Genomic DNA, 22,324 nt, shown 5'->3' with positions numbered 1-22,324 from the left:
TCTAGGCGCGGTGGGCGGTCGGTCGTACGAGGAGGGCGCAGGTCAGGGCGGCGAGTACGGCCGCCGCTCCCCCGGTGGCCAGCGGGCCCGCCACCGGCTCCACGGTCTGCGCCGCCGCCGCGAGCAGGCAGACGGTGGCGGCGCTGAGCACCGCGCCGAAGGCCTGGAGCAGCAGGCCGAGCCAGAGCACGGTGCCGATGAGGAGCAGGGTGAGCAGGCGCGGGAGGGTCGGCCAGGGCGCTCCCGGCCAGGCCAGGGCCGCGGCGAGGGTGAGGGCGAGGAGGACGGTGAGGTAGCCGCCGAGGCAGAGCACGAGGGTTCCGGTGACCGCCCGGCGGAACTCGCGGGCGGTGGAGAGGGTCCGCAGCCGGGTGAGGCTCTCGCCCCGGAAGCGGTGCAGCAGCCATTCGGCGGGTCCCATGGAGAGGGTGAGCGCGATGACCGCCCCCGCCCCGCCGACCAGGGTGTCGCCCACGCCCGCGTGGAGGACGAGCAGTCCGCTGCCGAGGCCGAAGAAACCGTACGGGAGGGAGGCGGAGCGCGGGGGTCCGCCCCGGCCGGCCGCGCTCCGGCGCAGGCCCGGGCGGAGGGCCGGCGCGGCGAGGGCGACGGACGCGGCGAGGGAGGCGAGGAGCAGGGCGGCGCGCAGCGCGTCCGGCAGGTCCCAGCGGAGGGCGGGGAGGGCGCCGGTCAGCGGCAGCAGGGCGCCGAGCAGGGCCCGTTCGCGGCCGAGGACCAGGAGCACGGTCGCGGCGGCGAGGTAGAGCGACTGCCCGGCGGCGAAGACGGCGGCGGGGGTCTCGCCGGGCGCGGCGGTCGCGAGGGCGGCGGCCGTCCCGGCGAGGGCCCCGGCCGGGGCGCCGGTGAGCAGGGCGCGGGCGGCGGCGGGCCGGTCGCCGAGGCCGAGCCAGGTGTACGCGCGGTGGGAGAGGGCCTGGTTCCACATCCAGCCGGTGACGGCCCCGGCGAGCAGCGGGACGGTCCCGGCGGGCAGCCCGAACCTGCCGTGCGCCCCCGCGAGCAGCGGCGCGGCGAGGACGTACGCGAGGCCGGGCAGTGTGAAGACCAGCCCCCGCAGCAGACAGCCCGCGAGCTCGCCGTACCAGGCGCCGCCGGACGGCGCCGCCGGTTCGGGGTGGCGCCGCTCCACGCGCGCGTACAGGTCCTCGGCGAGGGAGAAGGAGTCGGCCCGGCCGTAGGTGAGCCGGATGTGCTCGTCGGTCATGCCGTCCGACTCCAGGATCGCGGCGATCTCGTCCGGGTGCACGGCGGCGGCGACGAACCCGTCGAGCCGCCGGGCGAGTTCGTCGAGCGGGTCGGCGGCGAGGTCGCCTCCGGCGGGGGCCCGTACCGTGTCGTCCTCCTCGCGGGGGCGCGGGATCGCCGGGAGCGGGGTCTCCGTCCTCGGGGGTTTCAGCCAGAGGGAGCCGCTCATGCCGGGGTGCCTCCTGTGACGAGGGCCGGGGAGGTGCGGCGGGGGGCGGGGATGCGCAGGCGGAGGGGTTCCTGGGGCGGCAGCGTGGCCGGGCGGGCGCCCGCCAGTTCGCGGTAGATCTGGCGGAAGCCGTCCACCGAGCGGTGCAGGGTGAACTGGTCGATCACGCGTTGACGGGCGCGGCGGCCGAGTTCGGCGCGGCGGGTGCCGTCCAGGAGGAGGGCGGAGACGGCGGCGGCCATGACGGCCGGTTCGCGGGGCGGGACGACGATCCCGGTGTCGCCGACGGCCTCCCGTACGCCTCCGACGTCCGTGGAGACGGTGGCGCGGCCGCAGGACATGGCCTCGATGAGGGAGAAGGGGAAGCCCTCGCTGATGGAGGAGAGCATGACGACGCTGCCGGCGGCGTAGGCGGAGGGGACGTCGCTGATCCGGCCCTCGAAGGACACCCCGTCGGCGACGCCCAGTTCGGCGGCGAGCTTCTCCAGGCGGGTGAGGTAGTCCTCGTTCCCGGCCGGGACCGGGCCGAACAGGCGGAGCCTCAGCTCCGGGAGTTCGGCGCGGGAGATCGCGTACGCCCGGATCAGGGTCTCCAGGTCCTTGATGGGGTCGACGCGGCCGCACCAGCTGAGGGTGGGGGTCTCGGGTTCGGGTCCGGCCTCGGGGAAGAGGGCCGGGTCGACGCCGTTGTAGACGGTGCGGATGCGGTCGGTGGGGGCTCCGCCGCGCTCCTCCCAGCGCCGGTTGTACTGGTTGCAGGGGGTGATGAGGTCGGCCTTGCGGTAGCCGAGGGTGTTGAGCTCGCGGTAGAAGCCGAGCATGAGGGCCTTGACGGGCCAGCGTTGCGCTTCGGTGCGGTAGCCGAGGTAGCGCTCGCGGAGGTAGATGCCGTGTTCGGTGAGCAGGAAGGGCACCCCTTCGAAGTGCTGCGCGGCGAGGGCGGGCAGCGTGGCGAGACCGCTGGAGACGGCGTGCGCCACGCCGCCGGTGGATATCCGCGCGGCGAGCGGGCGCAGGGCGTGTTCGAGCAGGTCGGTGGCGGTGAGCGCGTCGTGGACGGTGGGCCGGGCCGCGAGGGTGGGCAGGTGCGGCATGGTCCAGATCCACATCAGGGAGCGCAGGGCGGGCTCGGAGCGGAGGGCGGCGGTCAGCCGGCCCTGCCGGGCGAGTTCGGCGAGTTCGTACAGTCCGGTGCCGAAGTCGCAGCCCGCCCCGGGGTCGAGGAGGGCGAGCAGGAGGCTCTCGTACGCGGAGAGGAAGCGGCGGCGTTCGCGCCCCCGCAGGGGCCGGCGCACGGCCGGGCCCTGCGGGGGTCCCCACAGGGGGTACGCGGTGTGCCGGGTGACGTTGGGCGGCAGTTCCCAGGTGACGGGTTCTCGGCCGCTGCCGGTGAGGGCGAGGATCTCGAAGTCGACCTCCGGCATGCCGCGGACGAGCTGGTCGCACCAGGTGCTGACGCCGCCGTGGACATGCGGGTAGGTGCCTTCGGTGAGCATGGTGACGTGACGGCCACTGCTCGGCATGAGCGGGTTCCCCCCAGGACGTGCTGTGTCGGGCGTCAGGTGGTCGGGAGCGTGAGGGTGACGGCGGTCTGGAGCGGTTCGGGCGCGGTCCAGGCGGAGCGGGTGCCCGCGTAGGCCGTCCCGAAGGCGGTGGTGCCGAGCAGGAGCCTCTTGCGGGTGCCCTCGGGGGCGGTGACGGGCACGGCGACGCCGGAGGGCGCCTTGACGGTGACCGTGGTGCCGACGCGGTAGGCGGTGACCTTTCCGGCGGCGAGGGCCTGCTCCCAGGCGGAGCGGCGGTTCAGTTCGGTGCCGACGTCCTTCTGGGCCGGGTTCACCAGGGGCGCGTTCGCCGCGAACAGGGCCCGGTAATCGGCCAGTACGCGGTCGAGGACCGGGTAGAGGAGCCGCTCCTCGGCGAGGTTGGACTGGTGCACGTAGTGCGGCCGGGGGTCGTTGCCCAGGACGTGGGAGAGGGCGGTGCGGGCCTCCTGCGGCACGATGCGGTCGGCGTAGCCGGTGGCCGTGGGGAGCGGGGCGGGCAGGCAGGTGGAGGTCGGGTTGGACTCGCAGACGCCGCTGCCGCCGTCGGCGCGGGAGGTGTAGATCCAGTTGTACTCGTCGGTCATCTCGGCGGCGGTGCCCACGTTGTAGTACACGTTCATGGGGTGGCGGGGCACGGTCTTCACGGTGCCGGTGCCCACGGACCGCTGCTGGGGCTCGCGGGAGTCGTCGCTCCCGGTCCATTTCACGCCGTTGTCGGCGAGGGCGCCGGCGAGGTTGGGATTGTCGACGGGCTGCTGGGGCAGGGTCTTGAGGCCGGAGTGTTCGCCGGTGACGAGTTCGGAGCGGTCGACGGAGATGCCCTTGCCGACGGCCCAGTTGTGGTTGTCGCGGATCTGGCCGGAGATCTCGGAGCGGCTGACCCACAGGGTGTTGCCCGCGGTGTCCTTGGCGCACTGCCAGGGGACGACGGCGTTGTCCTGGACGCAGCCGAGGAAGGGATGGGTGTAGGTGTGGTTGATCCACCGGTACTGGGCGCGGTCGGCGACGAGCCGGTCGGTGAGCGGGTCGGTGCCGCCGTGCTCGGCCTTCCACTGCTCGCCCTGGCCGCCGTTGTAGACCATGTCGAGGGTGAAGCCGGAGGACTTCTGCCAGGCGGCGGCGTACTGGGCGTCGGCGGCCGTCATGCGGATCGGGTTCGCGCCCTCTCCGTCGTCCCCGACGCAGTCGAAGTCGCCGGGGGTGCAGTTGAGTTCGGGGTTCCAGCGGGCGTCGGGGGCGAAGACGTCGTCGACGTGGACGGAGAGGTAGTTGCGGCTCTGGCCGAGGTGGACGCCCTGGGTGAGCCAGTCGACGATGCCGCGGGCGAGCGCCCGGAACGGCCGCTGGTACTGGTTGTAGGCGAAGGTGACGACGAGTTCGCGGCGGCCGTCGGTGGCGTACTCGCCGAGGAGGCTGGCCCGGCCGCCACCGTCGACGGGCACGTCCAGGTAGCTGGTGTAGCCGGTGCGGGGGCGGCCCGCGTAGCCGTAACTCTCGGCGATCGAGGGGTCGTTGTCCTCGAAGGCGAGCGCCCCGGCGAGGTACGCGAAGGGGCCCGCCTGTCCGGCGGCGGTGACGTCGGCCCGGCGGCCGTCGAGGACGCCGGACCAGCCGCCCTGGTCGGTGTAGTCGAGGCCGACGCCGGGGTGCGCCCAGGTGTAGGCGTCGACCTGCGGGATCCCGAAGGTCCGCTCGTACGTGTGGAGGGCGGTGGCCTCGGCGGAGTCGGGGCCGAAGGCGCTCTCGTGGGGCAGGACGACGCCCTGGTACTTGGCGCGGGGGCGTCCGTCGACCGTGTCGCCGAGGAAGGCGGCGTCGACGACCGGCCGGTTCGGGTCGTTCAGGTCGATCGTGCGGTACGGGACGCCGGAGCCCCTCAGCTCGGCGGTGATCGCCCCGACGGCGGTGCCGCCGTCGTCGACGACGAGGACGGTGAGGTCGACGCGGGGCGCCGTCGCGGCGACCGCCTGCGCGGACGGGACGACGGTGGCGAGCAGCGCGGCGGCGGCGAGGGCCGCGATCCTTCCCGTACGAGGACCGGTGCGGGGCGCGGTTCTGGGCGTACGGATTCGGCCGGAGTCCATGGCGGGTGTCCCCCCTCGACGGGCCCCGCCGGTATCGGCGGAACGCGTGGAGATGTCGCGGATGTGGCGAAGGACGGGTGAGGTGTCCTTGCGTGAATGAGGCGAGTGTGGCCGGGCGACAGGAGCCGGAAGGGTAAACATGAAAGAGACACCACGGATGAGTGAATCACCGCCGCCGTGAGCGAACCGGGTGAGCGAGCGTAGGCTCGTTCTCGGCGCTCTCCGGGCCGAAATACGATGCGGCGGGCACGGTCGGCCCATCCCTCGACCGCCACAGAACTCAATGGAAGCGAGATTTCACCACCGTGACTGCTCTCACTCTCAGCACTGCCGGTGCGGCGACGCTGCGCGCCGACGCCCTCGTCGTCGGCGTCGCGAAGTCCGGTAAGACGCTGGTCGTCGCCCCGGGCGCCGAGGCCGTCGACAAGGCCTTCGACGGCCGGCTCGCCGCCGTCCTGGAGACCCTGGGCGCCTCGGGTGCCGAAGGTGAGGCGACGAAGCTCCCCGCCCCCGCCGGTCTCAAGGCCCCCGTCGTCCTGGCCGTCGGCCTCGGCGAGGCCCCCGAGGACGGCGAGTCCTTCGAGGCCGAGGTCCTGCGCCGCGCCGCCGGCACCGCCGCCCGCACCCTGACCGGCGCGAAGAAGGCCGCGTTCGCGCTGCCGATCGCCGCCGCCGAGGACGCCGGCGCCATCGCGGAGGGCGCCCTGCTGGGCGCGTACTCCTACACGGCGTACCAGGAGAACGGCAAGGACGCGAAGAAGCCCCTCGGCGAGGTGGCCCTGCTCGGCGCCAAGCCGCGCGACAAGGCCCACAAGGCCGCCGCCGAGCGCGCCCAGGCCGTCGCCGAGGAGATCAACCGCGCCCGCGACCTGATCAACCAGCCGCCGAACGACCTCTACCCGGCCACCTTCGCCGCCGCCGTGCAGGCCGCCGGCAAGGAGCACGGCCTCAAGGTCCAGGTCCTCGACGAGAAGGCGCTCACCAAGGGCGGCTACGGCGGCATCCTCGGCGTCGGCAACGGCTCCGCGAACCCGCCCCGCCTGGTCCGCGTCGCCTACACCCACCCGAAGGCGGAGAAGACCCTCGCCCTGGTCGGCAAGGGCATCACCTACGACTCGGGCGGCATCACCCTGAAGCCGGCCGGCCACAACGAGACGATGAAGTGCGACATGGCCGGCGCCGCCGCCGTGTTCTCCACCGTCGTCGCCGCGGCCCGCCTCGGCCTGGAGGTCAACGTCACGGGCTGGCTCGCCCTCGCGGAGAACATGCCGTCCGGCTCCGCCACCCGCCCGGGTGACGTCCTGAGCATGTACAACGGCAAGACCGTCGAGGTCCTGAACACCGACGCCGAGGGCCGTCTCGTCCTCGCCGACGCGCTGACCAAGGCCTCCGAGGAGCACCCGGACGCGATCATCGACGTGGCGACCCTGACCGGCGCCATGGTCCTGGCCCTGGGCGACCGCACCTTCGGCATCATGGCCAACGACGACGACTTCCGCACCGCGATCCACGAGATCGCCGAGGAGGTCGGCGAGCAGTCCTGGCCGATGCCGCTCCCCGCCGACCTGCGCAAGTCCATGGACTCCCCCACCGCCGACATGGCCAACGTGGGCGTCCGGATGGGCGGCGGCCTGGTCGCCGGCCTCTTCCTCCAGGAGTTCGTGGGCGAGGGCATCACCTGGGCCCACCTGGACATCGCGGGCCCGGCCTTCCACGAGGGCGCCCCGTACGGCTACACCCCGAAGGGCGGCACCGGCTCCTCGGTCCGCACCCTGGTGAAGCTGGCCGAGCGCACGGCGGCCGGCGAGCTCTGAGCTCCACGCGTGTGACGGAAGGCTCCGGAGGCTTCGGCTCCGGGGCCTTCCCCCTTTGTTCGCTCGCGACGAAATCCGTAGGTTCGTACGCTCTGGTGACCCCGCCGTACGGACGATCGGCCGTCTCAGAGCACGGCCCCGCGTCCCGTCGTCCGTCAACAAGTGCGAAGATGGGTTCTCGGCAGGACAGGGCCCCCACCACAGGGCCGAAATAAAGCGGCCGGACACCAGCCGCCGCCAGGTCGTCGACGACCGGCGACGAGCGCACATGCATGGAGGACGTGACGTGGCGAACGACGCCAGCACCGTTTTCGACCTAGTGATCCTCGGCGGCGGTAGCGGCGGTTACGCCGCGGCGCTGCGCGGAGCGCAGCTGGGCCTGGACGTCGCACTGATCGAGAAGAACAAGCTCGGCGGCACCTGCCTGCACAACGGCTGCATCCCCACGAAGGCCCTGCTCCACGCCGGCGAGGTCGCCGACCAGGCGCGCGAGGCGGAGCAGTTCGGTGTCAAGGCCTCTTTCGAGGGCATCGACATCAAGGCCGTGCACAAGTACAAGGACGACGTGATCTCGGGCCTGTACAAGGGCCTCCAGGGTCTCGTCGCCTCCCGCAAGGTGACCTACATCGAGGGCACCGGCCACCTGTCCTCCCCGACCTCCGTCGACGTGGACGGCCGTCGCGTCGAGGGTCGCCACGTCCTCCTGGCCACCGGTTCCGTGCCGAAGTCCCTGCCCGGCCTGGAGATCGACGGCAACCGGATCATCTCCTCGGACCACGCGCTGACCCTGGACCGGGTCCCGGAGTCCGCGATCATCCTCGGCGGCGGCGTCATCGGCGTCGAGTTCGCCTCCGCGTGGAAGTCCTTCGGCACCGACGTCACGGTGATCGAGGGCCTGAAGCACCTCGTCCCGGTCGAGGACGAGAACAGCTCGAAGCTTCTTGAGCGCGCGTTCCGCAAGCGCGGCATCAAGTTCAACCTCGGCACCTTCTTCCAGTCCGCCGAGTACACCGACAGCGGCGTCAAGGTCACCCTGGCCGACGGCAAGACCTTCGAGGCCGAGGTCCTCCTGGTCGCCATCGGCCGCGGCCCGGTCTCCGCCGGTCTGGGCTACGAGGAGCAGGGCGTCGCGATGGACCGCGGCTACGTCCTGGTCGACGAGTACATGCGCACCAACGTGCCGACGATCTCGGCCGTGGGCGACCTCGTCCCGACGCTCCAGCTCGCGCACGTCGGCTTCGCCGAGGGCATCCTCGTCGCGGAGCGCCTGGCCGGTCTGAAGACCGTCCCGATCGACTACGACGGCGTGCCCCGGGTGACGTACTGCCACCCCGAGGTCGCCTCCGTCGGCATCACCGAGGCCAAGGCCAAGGAGATCTACGGCGCGGACAAGGTCGTCGCCCTGAAGTACAACCTCGCGGGCAACGGCAAGAGCAAGATCCTCAAGACCGCGGGCGAGATCAAGCTCGTCCAGGTCAAGGACGGTGCCGTGGTCGGCGTCCACATGGTCGGTGACCGCATGGGCGAGCAGGTCGGCGAAGCTCAGCTGATCTACAACTGGGAGGCGCTGCCGGCCGAGGTCGCGCAGCTCATCCACGCCCACCCGACGCAGAACGAGGCGCTCGGCGAGGCCCACCTGGCCCTGGCCGGCAAGCCGCTGCACTCCCACGACTGACGCTCACGTCATCACAGGGCGCGACGACCACTTTCCGCAATTCGTTAGGAGCAACTGAAACCATGTCGGTTTCCGTAACCCTGCCGGCGCTCGGCGAGAGCGTCACCGAGGGCACCGTCACCCGCTGGCTCAAGGCCGAGGGTGAGCGTGTCGAGGCCGACGAGCCGCTGCTCGAGGTCTCGACCGACAAGGTCGACACCGAGATCCCCGCCCCCGCCTCGGGCATCCTGGCCTCCATCAAGGTCGCCGAGGACGAGACGGTCGAGGTCGGCGCCGAGCTCGCCATCATCGACGACGGCACGGGCGCCCCGGCCGCCGCCCCGGCCCCGGCCGCCGAGGCCGCTCCGGCTCCGGCCGCCGCCCCGGCGCCGGTCGCCGAGGCCCCCGCCGCCCCGGCCCCCGTGGCCGAGGCTCCGGCCGCCGCCCCCGCCGGTGCCGCCCAGGGCACCGACGTCGTGCTGCCGGCGCTCGGCGAGTCCGTCACCGAGGGCACCGTGACCCGCTGGCTGAAGTCGGTCGGCGAGACCGTCGAGGCCGACGAGCCGCTGCTCGAGGTCTCCACGGACAAGGTCGACACCGAGATCCCCGCCCCCGCCTCCGGCGTTCTCCTGGAGATCGTCGTCGGCGAGGACGAGACCGCCGAGGTCGGCGCCAAGCTGGCCGTCATCGGCGCCGCGGGTGCCGCCCCGGCCGCCGCCCCGGCTGCCGCTGCCCCGGCCCCCGCCGCCGCCCCGGCCGCCGCTGCCCCGGCTCCGGCCGCCCCGGCCGCCCCGGCTCCGGCCCCCGCGCCGGTCGCCCCGGCCCCGGCTCCGGCCGCTCCGGTCGCCGCCGCCCCGTCCATCGCTCCGGCCGTCGTGACCCCGGTCCCGGCGACCCCCGCGGCCGCCCCGGCTGCGCCGTCGGAGGATGGCGCCTACGTGACCCCGCTGGTCCGCAAGCTCGCCACCGAGAACGGTGTCGACCTGGCGTCCGTCAAGGGCTCCGGCGTCGGCGGCCGCATCCGCAAGCAGGACGTCCTCGCGGCCGCCGAGGCCAAGAAGGCCGCCGCTGCCGCTCCCGTCGCCGCCCCGGCGGCCGCCGCCGCGCCGAAGGCCCCCGCCCTGGAGGTCTCCCCGCTGCGCGGCCAGACGGTCAAGATGACCCGCATGCGCAAGGTCATCGGCGACAACATGATGAAGGCGCTGCACGGCCAGGCCCAGCTGTCCTCGGTCGTCGAGGTCGACATCACCAAGCTGATGAAGCTGCGCGCCCGCGCCAAGGACGCGTTCGCCGCCCGTGAGGGCGTCAAGCTCTCCCCGATGCCGTTCTTCGTGAAGGCGGCGGCCCAGGCGCTGAAGGCCCACCCGGTCATCAACGCCCGGATCAACGAGGACGAGGGCACCATCACGTACTTCGACTCGGAGAACATCGGCATCGCCGTGGACTCCGAGAAGGGTCTGATGACGCCGGTCATCAAGGGTGCGGGCGACCTGAACATCGCCGGCATCTCCAAGGCCACGGCCGAGCTGGCCGGCAAGGTCCGCGCCAGCAAGATCACGCCGGACGAGCTGTCCGGTGCGACCTTCACCATCAGCAACACCGGTTCGCGCGGCGCGCTGTTCGACACGATCATCGTCCCGCCGAACCAGGTCGCCATCCTGGGCATCGGCGCCACGGTCAAGCGTCCGGCCGTCATCGAGACCGCCGAGGGCACCGTCATCGGCGTCCGCGACATGACCTACCTGACGCTCTCCTACGACCACCGTCTGGTGGACGGCGCCGACGCCGCCCGCTACCTGACGGCCGTCAAGGCGATCCTGGAGGCCGGCGAGTTCGAGGTCGACCTCGGTCTGTAAGGCACGGTCGGCGAAAGGCAACGTAACGAGCCTCACCAGCGGCGCCCCCGTCCGGAAGTGTTTCCGGACGGGGGCGCCGCCGTATTGTCTAAGGGTCAACACTCCCCGAGGAGCCGCTTCATGACCGTCCCCGTCGTCCACTCGCTGCGCGAGCAGATCCGCGAGCACATCGTGGAGGGGATCGTCAGCGGCCGCTGGAAGCCGGGCGAGCGCATCGTGGAGCGCCGGATCGCGACCGAGCTGGAGGTCTCCCAGACGCCCGTGCGCGAGGCGCTGCGCGAGCTGGAGTCGCTGCGGCTGATCGAGTCGGCGCCCAACAAGGGCGTCCGGGTCCGCAACCTCACCGCGGCCGACCTGGAGGAGAGCTACCCCGTACGCGCCGGTCTGGAGCAGATCGCGGCCGAGCTGGCGGCCGGGCGGCTCGCGGCGGACTGCTCGGCCCTGGAGCCGCACGTGGCGGCCCTGTACGAGGCGGACGCGGCCGCCGACGGGACGGCGCAGGTGCGGCACACGGTGGCCTTCCACCGGGAGCTGGTGAAGGCGGCCGGGAACAGCGTCCTGCTGCACACCTGGGAGACGCTCGGCATCGAGGTCTTCACGGCCCTGTCGATCCGCTGGCTGGGCACGGTCCAGAAGTCGTACGCGGAGGAGCACCAGGACCTCGTGGAGGCCTTCCGGCGCGGCGACCCGAACATCGGCGCCCTGGTGAAGGCGCACGTCCTGGGCTGCGCACCCCGGGCCTGATCCCTACGCACGGTGAGCGGGCCCGTCTCCTCGGCGGGCCCGCTCATCCGTGCGCGCGCACCCTCATACATCCAGCCTCACCTGCGAAAACAGGGCAGAAAACTAGGCACCGGGTGCCCTTTTCCTTGACACCCGGTGCCGACTTTCTCGATTCGAAGAGGTTTTCCCCTTCAACCCTTTGATCGATCATCGATCGCCGGTTTAGAGTCTTCGGCGGGCCGCACCCGGCCCGCCGCCCTGTCCTGCCAGACAAGGCACCCATCTCCACCCCCATCTGTCCGGAAGGCGGCGATCATGACCGGTCCCGTAGGCAAGAATCCGAGCGAGCTCGACCAGCTCCCGGACCGTGACACCGAGGAGACCGCCGAGTGGGCGGCCTCCCTGGACGCCGTCACCAAGGCCGCGGGCCCGCACCGTGCCGCCTACCTGATGCGCCGCACCCTCCAGCACGCCGAAGGCGCGGGCCTGGCCCTGCCGAAGCTCCTGGAGACGGACTACGTCAACACCATCCCCACCTCCGCCGAGCCCTCGATCACCGAGTCCGGCGGCGACGAGGAGATGGAGCGGAAGATCACCGCGTGGAACCGCTGGAACGCGGCCGCGATGGTCACCCGCGGCTCCAAGTACGGCGTCGGCGGCCACATCGCCACCTTCGCCTCCGCGGCCTGGCTCTACGAGACGGGCTTCAACCACTTCTTCAAGGGCAAGGAAGCCGACGGTTCCGGCGACCAGCTCTACATCCAGGGCCACGCCTCCCCCGGCATCTACGCCCGCGCCTTCCTCGACGGGCGCCTGAACGAGACCCACCTCGACAACTTCCGGCAGGAGTCCGGCGGCAACGGCCTGCCCTCCTACCCGCACCCGCGCCGCCTCCCCTGGCTGTGGGAGTTCCCCACCGTCTCCATGGGTCTGGGCCCGCTCTCCGCGATCTACCAGGCGCGCTTCAACCGCTACCTGACCAACCGCTCCATCAAGGACGTCTCCGCCTCGCACGTGTGGGCGTTCCTCGGTGACGGCGAGATGGACGAGCCCGAGTCGACCGCGGCCCTCGCCCTGGCGGCCCGCGAGGGTCTGGACAACCTGACCTTCGTCATCAACTGCAACCTGCAGCGCCTCGACGGCCCGGTCCGCGCCAACTTCAAGATCGTGCAGGAGCTGGAGGCCCAGTTCCGCGGCGCCGGCTGGAACGTCGTGAAGTCGCTGTGGGGCAACGCCTGGGACGAGCTGTTCGCGCTCGACACCACCGGCGCCCTCGTCCGCCGCCTCCGCGAGGTCCCGGACGCGCAGGTCCAGACGTACCAGACCCGCGACGCCGCCTACATCCGCCAGGACTTCTTCGGCAAGGACCCGGCGCTCGTCGCGATGGCGCAGCTGCTGTCCGACGACAAGATCCTCGAGTGCTTCCACCTCTCCCGCGGTGGCCACGAGCCGCGCAAGGTGTACGCCGCGTACAAGGCCGCCCTGGAGTTCAAGGGCGCGCCGACGGTCATCCTGGCGCAGACCGTCAAGGGCTTCACCCTGGGTGAGGGCTTCGCGTCGAAGAACGCGAACCACCAGATGAAGAAGCTGACGACGGACGAGTTCAAGAACATGCGTGACCTTCTTGAGCTGCCCATCTCGGACGCGCAGTTCGTCGACGGCCAGGTGCCCTACGGCCACCCCGGCGCCGACTCCCCCGAGGTCCGCTACCTCCAGGAGCGCCGTGCGGCCCTCGGCGGCCCGGCCCCGGCCCGCCGCACCCACCCGCTCGCCCCGCTGCCGGCCCCGGCCGACAAGGCGTTCGCGGCCTTCGACAAGGGCTCCGGTTCGCAGTCGATGGCCACGACCATGGCGTTCGTGCGCCTGATGAAGGACCTGATCCGCGACAAGGAGACCGGCAAGCGCTGGGTCCCGATCGTCCCGGACGAGGCCCGTACCTTCGGTATGGAGTCGCTCTTCCCCTCGCTCGGCATCTACTCGCCGAAGGGCCAGACGTACGAGCCGGTCGACCGCGACCAGCTGATGTACTACAAGGAGGCCGTCAACGGCCAGATCCTGAACGAGGGCATCACCGAGGCCGGCTCGATGGCCGACTTCATCGCCGCCTCCACCGCGTACTCCACGCACGGCGAGGCGATGATCCCGTTCTACATCTTCTACTCGATGTTCGGCTGGCAGCGGACCGCCGACCAGATGTGGCAGCTCGGCGACCAGCTCGGCCGCGGCTTCCTCGTCGGCGCGACCGCCGGCCGCACCACCCTGACCGGTGAGGGCCTCCAGCACGCCGACGGCCACTCCCCCGTCATCGCGGCCACCAACCCGGCGGCCCTGACGTACGACCCGGCGTTCGCCTACGAGGTCGCGGCCATCGTCAAGGAGGGTCTGCGCCGGATGTACGGCGAGGCCGCCGAGGGCGAGGACCAGAACGTCTTCTACTACCTGACGGTCTACAACGAGCCGATGCCGCAGCCGGCCAAGCCGTCCGGCATCGACGAGGGCATCGTCAAGGGCCTCTACCGCTTCAACACGGCCGAGTCGGCCGGCCTGGAGCTGCCCGCGAACGCCTCCCGCATCCAGCTCCTCTCCTCCGGCACGGCCATCCACTGGGCCCTGGAGGCGCAGAAGCTGCTCGCCGCCGAGTGGGGCGTGGCCGCCGACGTGTGGTCCGCGACCTCCTGGACGGAGCTGCGCCGCGACGCGCTGGAGGCCGACGCGGCCCTCCTGCGCGGCGAGGAGCAGGTCCCGTACATCCGCCAGGCCCTGGCGGGCGTCGACTCCCCCGTCCTCGCGGTCTCCGACTACATGCGCCAGGTCCCGGACCAGATCGCGCAGTGGGTCGAGCAGGACTACACCTCGCTGGGCGCCGACGGCTTCGGCCTCTCGGACACCCGCGACGCGGCCCGCCGCCACTTCGGCGTCGACGCCCAGTCGATCGTCGTCGCGGCCCTGGCCCAGCTCGCCCGCCGCGGCGAGGTCCAGGCGACGTCCGTGAAGGAGGCGCGCGAGCGCTACGGCCTGTAAGGGCCCCCATCCGTCCGAGGGGTCGCCTCCGTACGCACATACGGAGGCGGCCCCTCGGCGTACGTTCCGTCAGGCCCGGTACTGCTGCTGGGCCTCGATCTGGGCTTCCGGTTCCGGTGCGGAGGGCAGGGTGCTCCGGAGGGCCTCCAGGTCGTGGAGGATGGCCGCGCGCTGCTCCGCCAGGGTGCCGACGGGCTGGTACCTGCTGTCGGCGAGCACCGCGTCGAGCGTGGCGCGGAGGTCGGCGAGCCCGGCCAGCGCGGCCCGGCTCCAGGCCGCCTCCGCCTCCGCGCCCGCCACGACCCTGCGGGCCCGGCGTTCCGCGTCCGTGCGGAGCTTCTCCGCCTCCAGGCGCAGCGCCTCGGCGCGGTGCTCGATCTCCGCGAGCCGCTTCTCGGCCTTCACCTGGCGCGAGGCCAGGTCCCGCTCCGACTGCTCGCGCCGCTTCGCCAGGTTCGTCTCGAACTCCTGGGCGGCCTGCAGGGCCTTGTCGCGGGTCTCCTCGAAGAGCTCGTCCGCCTCCTGGCGCTTCGCCCGCGCGTCCTTCTCGGCCTGGGCCAGCAGCTCGGCCACGGCGGCCTCGGCCTCGTCGCGGACCCGCTGGGCGGACGACTCGGCGAACTGACGGAGCTCACCGACCTCGCGCAGGACCTTCTCGCGCAGCTCGTACGCCTCCCGCTCCACGGCCTCCAGGACCCCGGCGCCGGTCGCGGGGGCCAGGAACCCGTCGAGGAGGGCCAGCACCTCCGTCGCGGAGGCGGGCCGGTCCTCGGGGTGCTTGGCGAGCAGCCGGCCGACGAGCTCGGCGAGCCCGGGCGGGATCCCGGGCGCGAGCTCCTCGACGGGGCGCGGTTCGTGGTGGATCACCTGGTACTCGATGGTGTAGCCGTTCTCCGTGGAGAAGGGCGCCCGACCGGTGAGCAGGAAGTAGAGCAGCGCGCCCGTCGCGTACAGGTCGCTGCGGTGGTCGACGGTCCGCTCGCCCTTCGCCTGCTCGGGCGACATGTAGACGGGGGTGCCCATGGGGGTTCCGGTGAGGGTGAGTCCGCTCTCCCTGACCGTGTCGCCGAAGAACTTGGCGATGCCGAAGTCGAGGACCTTCAGCTCGCCGTCCTCCGTGAACATCACGTTGTGCGGCTTGATGTCGCGGTGGACGATGCCGCGCCGGTGCGCCGCTTCGAGGGCGGCCGCCACCTGGCGCGCCCAGGAGACGGCGACGTTCCACTTCGGGACGCCGCCCGATCTGACGGCGTCGACGAGGGTGGGGCCGGGCAGCCGCTCCATCACCATGTAGGGCAGGTGGATGCCGCCGATCTCGGCCTCGCCCCAGTCGTGGGCGACGGTCGTGTACCGTCCGGGCAGCTCCGCGGCGGCGCGGATCTCCCGGCGGAAGCGGATGAGGTCCTCGTTCCTGCGGGCCACGCCCTGCTTGAGGAACTTGACGGCCACTTCCCGCTGCATGCGCTGGTCGCGGGCGGACCAGACCTCGCCGTACCCGCCGCCGCCGAGCACGTGCATGAGCTCGTAGCGGCCGTCGAGCACTATGCCCCGTCGCATCGCGCCTCTCCCCCCTGTGGTCTGCTGCCCCAAGTTCCCAGTATGGATGGGAGGGTGGGCCCATGCGTGCCGCCCGCCTGATCAAGATGGTCCTGCTCCTCCAGTCGCGTCCGTCGATGACCGCCGCCGAACTCGCCGCCGAACTGGAGGTGTCGGAGCGGACCGTCACGCGGGACGCCCTCGCCCTCTCCGAGGCGGGGGTGCCGGTGTACGCGGACCGGGGCCGGGCCGGCGGGTACCGGCTCGTCGGCGGGTACCGGACGCGGCTCACGGGTCTGGCGCGCGGTGAGGCGGAGGCCCTGTTCCTGTCGGGGCTGCCGGGCGCGCTGCGGGACATGGGCCTGGAGGACGCGGCCTCGGCGGCCCGGCTGAAGGTGTCGGCGGCGCTGCTGCCCTCGCTGCGGGACGCCTCCGAGTCGGCGGCCCGGCGCTTCCACCTGGACGCGCCCGGCTGGTACCAGGAGCCGGAGACGCCGGAGCTGCTCGCGCCGGTGGCGGAGGCGGTGTGGGACGACCGGTGGGTGTCGGCCCGGTACCGGCGGGGGGACGGCGAGGAGGTGGAGCGGGAGTTGGAGCCGTACGGCCTCGTCCTGAAGGCGGGCGTCTGGTACGTGTGCGCGCGCTCGGGTTCCTCCTTCCGCACGTACCGGGTGGACCGGTTCACGGCGGTGGCCGTGGGCGAGGAGCGCTTCGACCGGGACCCGGACTTCGACCTGCCCGTCTTCTGGGAGGAGCGGGCGGCGGAGTTCGCCCGGTCGATCCTGCGCGCCGAGGTCGTCGTACGGCTGACGGAGGCGGGGGCGCGCAGGCTGCCGTACGTGACGGACCGGGCAGCGGCCGAGGAGGCGCTCGCGGCGGGGGACGCCGGGGAGGGACGGGTGACCGTGACGCTCCGGGTGGAGAGCGAGGAGGTCGCCTTCGGCCAGCTCCTCGGGCTCGGCCCGGAGGTGGAGGTGCTGGCCCCGGCCGCGCTCCGGGAGCGGTTCGCGGAGGCGGCCCGGGGCATGGCGGAGCTCTACCGGTAGGGCTCTACCGGTAGTCGGCCACGTCCGGCTTCCCGGTCTCGCCCGCGATGATGAAGCCCCAGGCGTCCGGGCGGGAGCCGTCCGCGTCCGTGAAGCCGTACTCCTTCGCCAGCTGCCCGCTGGAGAGGGACCGGCCGGTCCAGCGGTGCCGGTCGGGGTCGGCGGCGAGGGCGGCGACGGCCCGGCCGACGTAGACCGGTGACTCGGAGACGCCGAAGTCGGGGACCTTCTCGGTGGCGTCGCGCCAGTTCTCCTCGGTGACGCCGAAGCCGGCGAGCATCTGCTCCGACCTGAGCCAGCCGGGGGTGAGGGCGACGGCCGTGCCGCCGTACTCCTCCAGCTCCTTCGAGAGGCCGAAGGCCATCCGGATGGGGGCGTTCTTGGCGAGGTCGTAGAAGAGGTTCTCGCGGTAGCGGGTGCCGTTGTACGCGGCGGTGCCGTCGGTGACCTCGACGACGAGCCCGCCGGGGTGGCGGATCAGCAGCGGGACGGCGAGGTGCGAGGTGATGGCGTGGGTCCGCACGCCGAGTTCGAGCATCCTGAGGCCGTCGGCGAGGTCGTTCTCCCAGGTCTTCTTCCCGAAGGCGATCAGGTGCTCGCCGCCCCACACGTCGTTGACGAGGACGTCGAGCCGGCCGCGCTCGCGGTCGATCCGGTCGACGAGGGCCCGGACCTGGTCGGGTTCCAGGTGGTCGGTGGGGACGGCGACGCCCTCGCCGCCGGCGGCGGTCACCAGTTCGGCGGTCTCCTCGATGGTCTCGGTGGCGCGGCCGACCTCGCTGAGCTTCTCCCGGGTGGTGCGGCCGGTGACGTAGACGGTGGCTCCGGCGGCGCCGAGCTGGACGGCGATGGCCCGTCCGGCGCCCCGGGTGGCACCGGCGACCAGGCAGATCCGTCCGCGCAGGGGTGTGTTCTCCGTTGTCATGCGCACCAGGCTGGCAGGAAAGTACGACACCTTCTGTCCGGATTCTTTTCGGGCTTTCCGGGTGCGTCGGACTCGCCGAGCCACGATGCTGGTGCCGTGATGGACGAGACCGAGTTCTGGGAGCTCATCGACGCCACCCGCGAGGAAGCCGAGGGCGACCCCGAGGAGCAGGCCGATCTGCTCGTGGAGCGGCTGACCCGGCTTGACCCCGACTCGGTGCTCGACTACGCGCGCCATTTCGAGGCCCGCTTCAACCGCGCGTACCTCTGGGATCTGTGGGGTGCCGCGGCCGTGCTGTTCGACGGGGCGGGCGAGGAGACCTTCGACTCCTTCCGCTGCTGGCTGATCGGCCAGGGCCGGGAGGTGTACGAGGGGGGCGTGCACGATCCGGACGCCCTGGCCGAGCTGCTCGGCGACTTCGACGTGGAGATCGACGGGGACGGCGAGGAGATCGGCTTCGCGGCGGACGAGGCCTACGAGGCGCTGACCGGCGCCGAGACCCCCGACCTGGGCATCCCGATGCCGGGCGGGGAGCCGCTCGGCGCCCCCTTCGACCTGGAGGACGACGCCGTCCTCGCGGCCCGTTTCCCTCGGCTGTGGGAGCGCTTCGGGGCGGTGTAGGACCCGGGGGCGCGGAGGGCGGATTCCGGCGCCCCCGGGGGTCTCAGCCCAGCTGGAGCCGGGGGTTCTCCTGGGCGAGGATCATGTCGGTCCTCGGCTGGAGGGCCGGGAAGAGCTGCTCGGGCTGGGGGATCGCCCAGTACTTGCCCTCGGCGACCATCTCGAAGACGCGGGCGGCGTGCTCCTCGGGGGTGAGCCCGTGCTCGTCGGCCAGGGTCTGGAGCTGCTCGTTGAAGGCGGCGATCTCCGGCGGGGCGGTCTCTCCGGGCCGGGCGGCCCTGAAGATCTCGCTCTTGACCGAGCCGGGCGTCACGACGGACACCTGGATCGGGGCGCCCTTCATCAGCATCTCGTGGTGCAGCGACTCGGTGAGGGCGAGCGTGCCGAACTTGGTGACGCTGTACGGGGCCATCAGCGGGCTCGGCAGCATGCCGCCGATCGAGGAGACGTTGACGACCCAGGCCTTCTCGCCGCGCTCCAGCATGCGCGGGACGAAGGCCCGGATGCCGTTGACGTACCCGCCGATGTTGATCCGGAGCATGGCGTCCCAGCGCTCGGCCGGGATCTCCCAGGAGTAGCCCATGGCCATGATCCCGGCGTTGTTGACGAGCAGGTCGACCGTGCCGAACCGGGTGTACGCGGTGTCGGCGAGGGCCTCGACGGAGGCGGGGTCGGCGACGTCGGTGACGACCGCGACGACCTCGGCTCCGGTCGCGGACAGCTCGCCCGCGAACTCGGCGAGCCGCTCGGCGGCGATGTCGGCGAGGACCAGCTTCATGCCGAGTCCGGCGGCGTGCCGGGCGAGGCCGGCGCCGATCCCGGAGGAGGCGCCGGTGATGACGGCCGTACGGCCGCCGAAGACCTCGGCGGCGGTCATCAGAAGTGGGTCCCGCCGTCGATGCGGACCTCGGTGCCGGTGATGAACCTGCCGTCCTCGGAGGCGAGCATCGCGACGACGCCGGCGACGGTCTCGGGGCCGGCGAAGCCCTGGCCGAGGGCGGGGGCGAGCTTGGCGAAGAGGGACCAGTCGGTGTCCTCGGGCAGGCCGGGGCCCTGGGACTGCCGGGAGGCGCCGGAGCCGTCGGTCATGCCGGAGGAGATGGAGCCGGGCTGGACGGCGGTGAAGCGGATGCCCTGCTTGGCGTACTCGGAGGCCAGCGCGTGGGTCATGGACTGGATGCCGCCCTTGCTGGCCGCGTAGGCCGCCATGTAGGGGTGGGCGAACATCGCGGAGGTGGAGGAGAAGTTGACGACGGCGGAGTCGTTGCCCTCCAGGAGCGCCGGGATCGCCTCGCGGATCATCAGGAAGGTGCCGGTGAGGTTGACCCGGATCACCTGCTCGAAGGCGTCGAGGCTCGTCTCGTGGGTGTGCGAGGAGCGGAGGATGCCGGCCGCGTTGACCAGGACGTCCAGGCCGCCGAGCGCCTCGACGGCGGCGGCGACGCCGGTCCGTACGGAGGCCTCGTCGCCGATGTTCACGACGATCGTGGTGAGGCGGTCGGCGGCGTCGCCGGCCTTGGCGACGGTGTCCTTGAGGCCGTCCTCGCTGATGTCGGCGGCGACGACCCGGCCGCCCTCGGCGAGCATCCGCAGGACGGTGGCCTGGCCGATGCCGGAGCCGCCGCCGGTGATGAGGGCGCGGCGTCCTTCGTAGCGGGTCAGCTGGTTCATGTCGACAACCTCTCGATGTCAAGCTTTCCGGGGGTACTGCCACCGTACGCCTGAGTGGCACGTTTTGCCACACCTGCACGCTATGCACGTTCGGCAGTCGCGGGCGTACGCTTCGTGGGTGAGCACCAAGTCCGAGGGCGCCACGCCCCCCACCCCCTCGCCCCCCTCGCTGACGGAGCGCCGCAAGGCCGCCACCCAGCTGGACATCGCCCGCGCCGCCGCCGAGCTCTTCACCGAGCGGGGCCCCGACGGCACCACGGCCGAGGAGATCGCCCAGCGGGCCGGCGTCGCCCTGCGCACCTTCTACCGCTACTTCCGCTCCAAGCAGGACGCCGTCGCCCCGCTCCTCGCGGGCGGCGCCGACCGCTGGCGGGAGCTCCTCGCCGCGACGGAACCGGGCGCGGGCGTGCCCGAGGCCCTGGAGCGCTCGATCGCCGCCTCGCTCACCCCTTCGGGCGCGGCCGACACCGAGGGCCTGCGCTGGACGCGCGGACTGCTCCGCGCCGCCGCCGAGGACCCCGCCCTCCGGGCCGTCTGGTACCGGGTCAACCAGGAGTCCGAGGAGCGGCTCCGCGAGGTCGTCGCGGGGCTCGCCGGACCGGCCGCCGACCCGCTGGAGGTACGGCTCGCGGCGGCGGCCGCCACCGACGCCATCCGGATCGCCCTGGAGACCTGGGCCGAGACGGACGCGCCGGAGCGCGGAGAGGGCGCCCCGGCCGCCCTCGCGGTCCGCTGCCTGCGGGAACTGATGGGCGGGATGAGGCTGTTGAGGGACGGGGCGGGGGATGCCTCAGCCCCGTAGCGACCGACCCATGAGGACGTCGTCCACGTACGCGCCGTCGAGGAGGATCTCCCCCGGCAGCACGCCCTCGACCGCGAAGCCCTCGGAGGCGTAGAGCGCGCGGGCCGGCGCGTTGTGCCCGAGGACCCGCAGGGTGATCCGTACGGCGCCCTGCTCCCTGGCCCGGTCCATGGCGGCCCGCAGCAGCGCCCGCGCGACGCCCTCGCCCCGGGCGGACCCGGCGACGGCGAGGCCCTGGATCTGGCGGACGTGGGCCGTGGCGGCGAGCGGGGTCGGCGGCACCACCCGGATGTAACCGACGACCGCTCCCCCGCGCACGGCCACCAGGTAGTCCTCGGGAAGGTGGCGCGCGTCGAAGAAGGGCGCGCCCGGCTCCGGGGCGGGCATCACCGCGTGGAGCGTCGACCAGGTGGCCCGGTCGAGCTCCGCGAGCGCGGCCTCGTCGTCCCGCACGGCGGTACGTATCTGCGTCTCCGGCACGATCATGGCGGCCACTGTGCCAGGTCCCGGCCCCGGGAGGGCAGGATGGGGACATGCAGCGTTCCGCGATCCGCAAGCGTGTCGCCGTCACCGGCGCCTCCGGGCTCATCGGCTCGGCCCTGGTCCGCTCCCTGCGCGCCGACGGCCACGACGTCCTCCGCCTCGTCCGCCGTCCGGCCCGGACCGCCGACGAGGTCGAGTGGGACCCCAAACGCCTTCACGTGGACGCCGCCGGGCTCGTCGGCGTCGACGCCGTCGTCCACCTGGCGGGCGCCGGCGTCGGCGAGCGCCGCTGGAACGAGGCGTACAAGAAGGAGATCCGGGACAGCCGGGTCCTCGGCACGACGGCGATCGCCCAGGCGCTCGCCTCGCTCGCGGACCCGCCGGAGGCGCTGGTCTGCGGCACGGCGCTCGGCTGGTACGGGGACACCGGCACGCGCGCGGTGGACGAGAGCGCCCCCGCCGGTACGGGCTTCCTGCCCTCGGTCTGCGTGGAGTGGGAGGCGGCGGCCGCCCCCGCCGAGGAGGCCGGCATCCGGGTCACGTACGCCCGCACGGGCCTGGTCGTGGCCCGCGAGGGCGGCGCCTGGGGACGGCTCTTCCCCGTCTTCCGCGCCGGACTCGGCGGCCGGATGGGCGACGGCCGCCAGTACTGGTCGCACATCTCCCTCCACGACGAGGTGGCCGCCCTGCGCCACCTGGTCGACACCCCGTCCCTGTCGGGTCCGGTGAACCTCACGGCCCCCGAGCCCGTCACCAACCGCGAGGTGACGGCGGCGATGGGCCGGGTGCTGCGCCGCCCGACCCTCTTCGCCGTCCCCGCGCCCGCCCTGAAGGTCGTCCTCGGCGACTTCGCGCAGGACGTGCTGGGCAGTCAGCGGGTGCTGCCGGGGCGGTTGTTGGAGACCGGTTTCGACTTCGCGTTCCCGACGATCGACGAGGCGATCCGGGCGGCGCTGCACTAGCGGGGAGGGCGTCCGCGCCGACGGGGGAGGGCGTCTGCGCTCCCCCGTGCTGCGTGCACCCCCGCCGCGCGCGGCCGACTTCCCCGCGGGCGCTGCCTAGGCTCGATGCCCACGGTTCGACACACACGCGAACGTGAACGCGAA

Annotated in this window: 17 protein-coding genes; 9 read left to right on the top strand and 8 right to left on the bottom strand. The window is 72.8% G+C overall.

Features of this window, described 5'->3' with window-relative positions; all coding sequences use genetic code 11:
- Position 1 precedes the first annotated feature (1 nt).
- Genes ACH4TP_RS17025 through ACH4TP_RS17015 form a run of 3 tightly spaced genes read right to left on the bottom strand, consistent with a single transcriptional unit; the run spans position 2 to position 5,066 of the window.
- Entirely contained in the window at positions 2–1,435 is a 1,434-nt protein-coding gene (locus ACH4TP_RS17025; RefSeq protein ID WP_398438402.1) for a hypothetical protein, read from the bottom strand.
- Positions 1,432–2,958 carry a GT4 family glycosyltransferase PelF gene (pelF, locus tag ACH4TP_RS17020; RefSeq protein ID WP_398438400.1) on the bottom strand — a complete coding sequence of 509 codons (1,527 nt, stop codon included), beginning with the start codon at positions 2,956–2,958 and terminating at the stop codon, positions 1,432–1,434. Before pelF ends, ACH4TP_RS17025 begins: the two co-directional genes overlap by 4 nt.
- Before the next feature lie 35 nt (positions 2,959–2,993).
- Entirely contained in the window at positions 2,994–5,066 is a 2,073-nt protein-coding gene (locus tag ACH4TP_RS17015; protein WP_398177785.1) for a hypothetical protein, read from the bottom strand.
- A 305-nt stretch (positions 5,067–5,371) separates the two neighbouring features.
- Between ACH4TP_RS17015 and ACH4TP_RS17010 the strand changes: the two genes are divergently transcribed.
- The 5 genes from ACH4TP_RS17010 to aceE all read left to right on the top strand — a co-directional run bounded on the left by ACH4TP_RS17010 (position 5,372) and on the right by aceE (position 14,134).
- Positions 5,372–6,880, top strand: coding sequence for a leucyl aminopeptidase (locus ACH4TP_RS17010; RefSeq protein ID WP_389229814.1), 1,509 nt, complete (start codon positions 5,372–5,374; stop codon positions 6,878–6,880).
- A gap of 286 nt (positions 6,881–7,166) precedes the next feature.
- Entirely contained in the window at positions 7,167–8,555 is a 1,389-nt protein-coding gene (lpdA, locus tag ACH4TP_RS17005) for a dihydrolipoyl dehydrogenase (RefSeq protein WP_041128866.1), read from the top strand.
- Between the two features lie 62 nt (positions 8,556–8,617).
- Positions 8,618–10,390: a 2-oxoglutarate dehydrogenase, E2 component, dihydrolipoamide succinyltransferase gene (sucB, locus tag ACH4TP_RS17000; RefSeq protein WP_398438397.1), complete on the top strand. Its 1,773-nt coding sequence runs from the start codon at positions 8,618–8,620 to the stop codon at positions 10,388–10,390.
- Between the two features lie 120 nt (positions 10,391–10,510).
- Positions 10,511–11,134: a GntR family transcriptional regulator gene (locus ACH4TP_RS16995; RefSeq protein WP_389229808.1), complete on the top strand. Its 624-nt coding sequence runs from the start codon at positions 10,511–10,513 to the stop codon at positions 11,132–11,134.
- A gap of 294 nt (positions 11,135–11,428) precedes the next feature.
- On the top strand, positions 11,429–14,134 hold the full coding sequence (aceE, locus tag ACH4TP_RS16990; protein ID WP_389229805.1) for a pyruvate dehydrogenase (acetyl-transferring), homodimeric type: 2,706 nt from the start codon (positions 11,429–11,431) through the stop codon (positions 14,132–14,134).
- Positions 14,135–14,203: 69 nt separating this feature from the next.
- Here aceE and ACH4TP_RS16985 read toward each other — a convergent pair whose 3' ends face one another.
- Positions 14,204–15,691, bottom strand: coding sequence for a protein kinase (locus tag ACH4TP_RS16985; RefSeq protein ID WP_398438395.1), 1,488 nt, complete (start codon positions 15,689–15,691; stop codon positions 14,204–14,206).
- Between the two features lie 62 nt (positions 15,692–15,753).
- On the opposite strand from ACH4TP_RS16985, the gene ACH4TP_RS16980 reads away from it, so the two are divergent.
- Complete coding sequence (locus tag ACH4TP_RS16980) at positions 15,754–16,716, top strand: helix-turn-helix transcriptional regulator (RefSeq protein WP_398438393.1); 963 nt, start codon at positions 15,754–15,756, stop codon at positions 16,714–16,716.
- Between the two features lie 4 nt (positions 16,717–16,720).
- Here ACH4TP_RS16980 and ACH4TP_RS16975 read toward each other — a convergent pair whose 3' ends face one another.
- Entirely contained in the window at positions 16,721–17,641 is a 921-nt protein-coding gene (locus tag ACH4TP_RS16975; protein WP_398438391.1) for an SDR family oxidoreductase, read from the bottom strand.
- Positions 17,642–17,740: 99 nt separating this feature from the next.
- Here ACH4TP_RS16975 and ACH4TP_RS16970 point away from each other — a divergent pair, with 99 nt between their 5' ends.
- Positions 17,741–18,262 (top strand): DUF4240 domain-containing protein, encoded by a 522-nt coding sequence (locus ACH4TP_RS16970; protein WP_389230522.1) that lies wholly within the window; start codon positions 17,741–17,743, stop codon positions 18,260–18,262.
- A gap of 43 nt (positions 18,263–18,305) precedes the next feature.
- Here ACH4TP_RS16970 and ACH4TP_RS16965 read toward each other — a convergent pair whose 3' ends face one another.
- Entirely contained in the window at positions 18,306–19,139 is an 834-nt protein-coding gene (locus tag ACH4TP_RS16965) for an SDR family NAD(P)-dependent oxidoreductase (protein ID WP_398438389.1), read from the bottom strand.
- Positions 19,139–19,933, bottom strand: coding sequence for an SDR family NAD(P)-dependent oxidoreductase (locus ACH4TP_RS16960; RefSeq protein WP_389229790.1), 795 nt, complete (start codon positions 19,931–19,933; stop codon positions 19,139–19,141). Before ACH4TP_RS16960 ends, ACH4TP_RS16965 begins: the two co-directional genes overlap by 1 nt.
- A gap of 118 nt (positions 19,934–20,051) precedes the next feature.
- On the opposite strand from ACH4TP_RS16960, the gene ACH4TP_RS16955 reads away from it, so the two are divergent.
- Positions 20,052–20,735 carry a TetR/AcrR family transcriptional regulator gene (locus tag ACH4TP_RS16955; protein ID WP_398177806.1) on the top strand — a complete coding sequence of 228 codons (684 nt, stop codon included), beginning with the start codon at positions 20,052–20,054 and terminating at the stop codon, positions 20,733–20,735.
- Here ACH4TP_RS16955 and ACH4TP_RS16950 read toward each other — a convergent pair.
- Positions 20,724–21,221: a GNAT family N-acetyltransferase gene (locus tag ACH4TP_RS16950; protein WP_389229785.1), complete on the bottom strand. Its 498-nt coding sequence runs from the start codon at positions 21,219–21,221 to the stop codon at positions 20,724–20,726. The genes ACH4TP_RS16955 and ACH4TP_RS16950 overlap by 12 nt on opposite strands.
- Before the next feature lie 47 nt (positions 21,222–21,268).
- On the opposite strand from ACH4TP_RS16950, the gene ACH4TP_RS16945 reads away from it, so the two are divergent.
- The gene (locus ACH4TP_RS16945) at positions 21,269–22,180 is read left to right on the top strand and encodes a TIGR01777 family oxidoreductase (protein ID WP_398438387.1); all 912 of its coding nucleotides are present in this window, start codon (positions 21,269–21,271) and stop codon (positions 22,178–22,180) included.
- Positions 22,181–22,324: the final 144 nt, after the last annotated feature.

Origin of the sequence: Streptomyces sp. NPDC021012 (assembly GCF_044333355.1) — a bacterium.
In the GTDB taxonomy this organism is placed as follows: domain Bacteria; phylum Actinomycetota; class Actinomycetes; order Streptomycetales; family Streptomycetaceae; genus Streptomyces.
This window is presented reverse-complemented; position numbering and strand designations above follow the sequence as displayed.

Excerpts from the sequence above, each read along its gene's own strand:
- ACH4TP_RS17025 (WP_398438402.1), bottom strand. The coding sequence starts at position 1,435 with ATGAGCGGCTCCCTCTGGCTGAAACCCCCGAGGACGGAGACCCCGCTC.
- pelF (WP_398438400.1), bottom strand. The coding sequence starts at position 2,958 with ATGCCGAGCAGTGGCCGTCACGTCACCATGCTCACCGAAGGCACCTAC.
- ACH4TP_RS17015 (WP_398177785.1), bottom strand. The coding sequence starts at position 5,066 with ATGGACTCCGGCCGAATCCGTACGCCCAGAACCGCGCCCCGCACCGGT.
- sucB (WP_398438397.1), top strand. The coding sequence starts at position 8,618 with ATGTCGGTTTCCGTAACCCTGCCGGCGCTCGGCGAGAGCGTCACCGAG.
- ACH4TP_RS16995 (WP_389229808.1), top strand. The coding sequence starts at position 10,511 with ATGACCGTCCCCGTCGTCCACTCGCTGCGCGAGCAGATCCGCGAGCAC.
- aceE (WP_389229805.1), top strand. The coding sequence starts at position 11,429 with ATGACCGGTCCCGTAGGCAAGAATCCGAGCGAGCTCGACCAGCTCCCG.
- ACH4TP_RS16985 (WP_398438395.1), bottom strand. The coding sequence starts at position 15,691 with ATGCGACGGGGCATAGTGCTCGACGGCCGCTACGAGCTCATGCACGTG.
- ACH4TP_RS16980 (WP_398438393.1), top strand. The coding sequence starts at position 15,754 with ATGCGTGCCGCCCGCCTGATCAAGATGGTCCTGCTCCTCCAGTCGCGT.
- ACH4TP_RS16975 (WP_398438391.1), bottom strand. The coding sequence starts at position 17,641 with ATGACAACGGAGAACACACCCCTGCGCGGACGGATCTGCCTGGTCGCC.
- ACH4TP_RS16970 (WP_389230522.1), top strand. The coding sequence starts at position 17,741 with ATGGACGAGACCGAGTTCTGGGAGCTCATCGACGCCACCCGCGAGGAA.
- ACH4TP_RS16965 (WP_398438389.1), bottom strand. The coding sequence starts at position 19,139 with ATGACCGCCGCCGAGGTCTTCGGCGGCCGTACGGCCGTCATCACCGGC.
- ACH4TP_RS16960 (WP_389229790.1), bottom strand. The coding sequence starts at position 19,933 with ATGAACCAGCTGACCCGCTACGAAGGACGCCGCGCCCTCATCACCGGC.
- ACH4TP_RS16950 (WP_389229785.1), bottom strand. The coding sequence starts at position 21,221 with ATGATCGTGCCGGAGACGCAGATACGTACCGCCGTGCGGGACGACGAG.
- ACH4TP_RS16945 (WP_398438387.1), top strand. The coding sequence starts at position 21,269 with ATGCAGCGTTCCGCGATCCGCAAGCGTGTCGCCGTCACCGGCGCCTCC.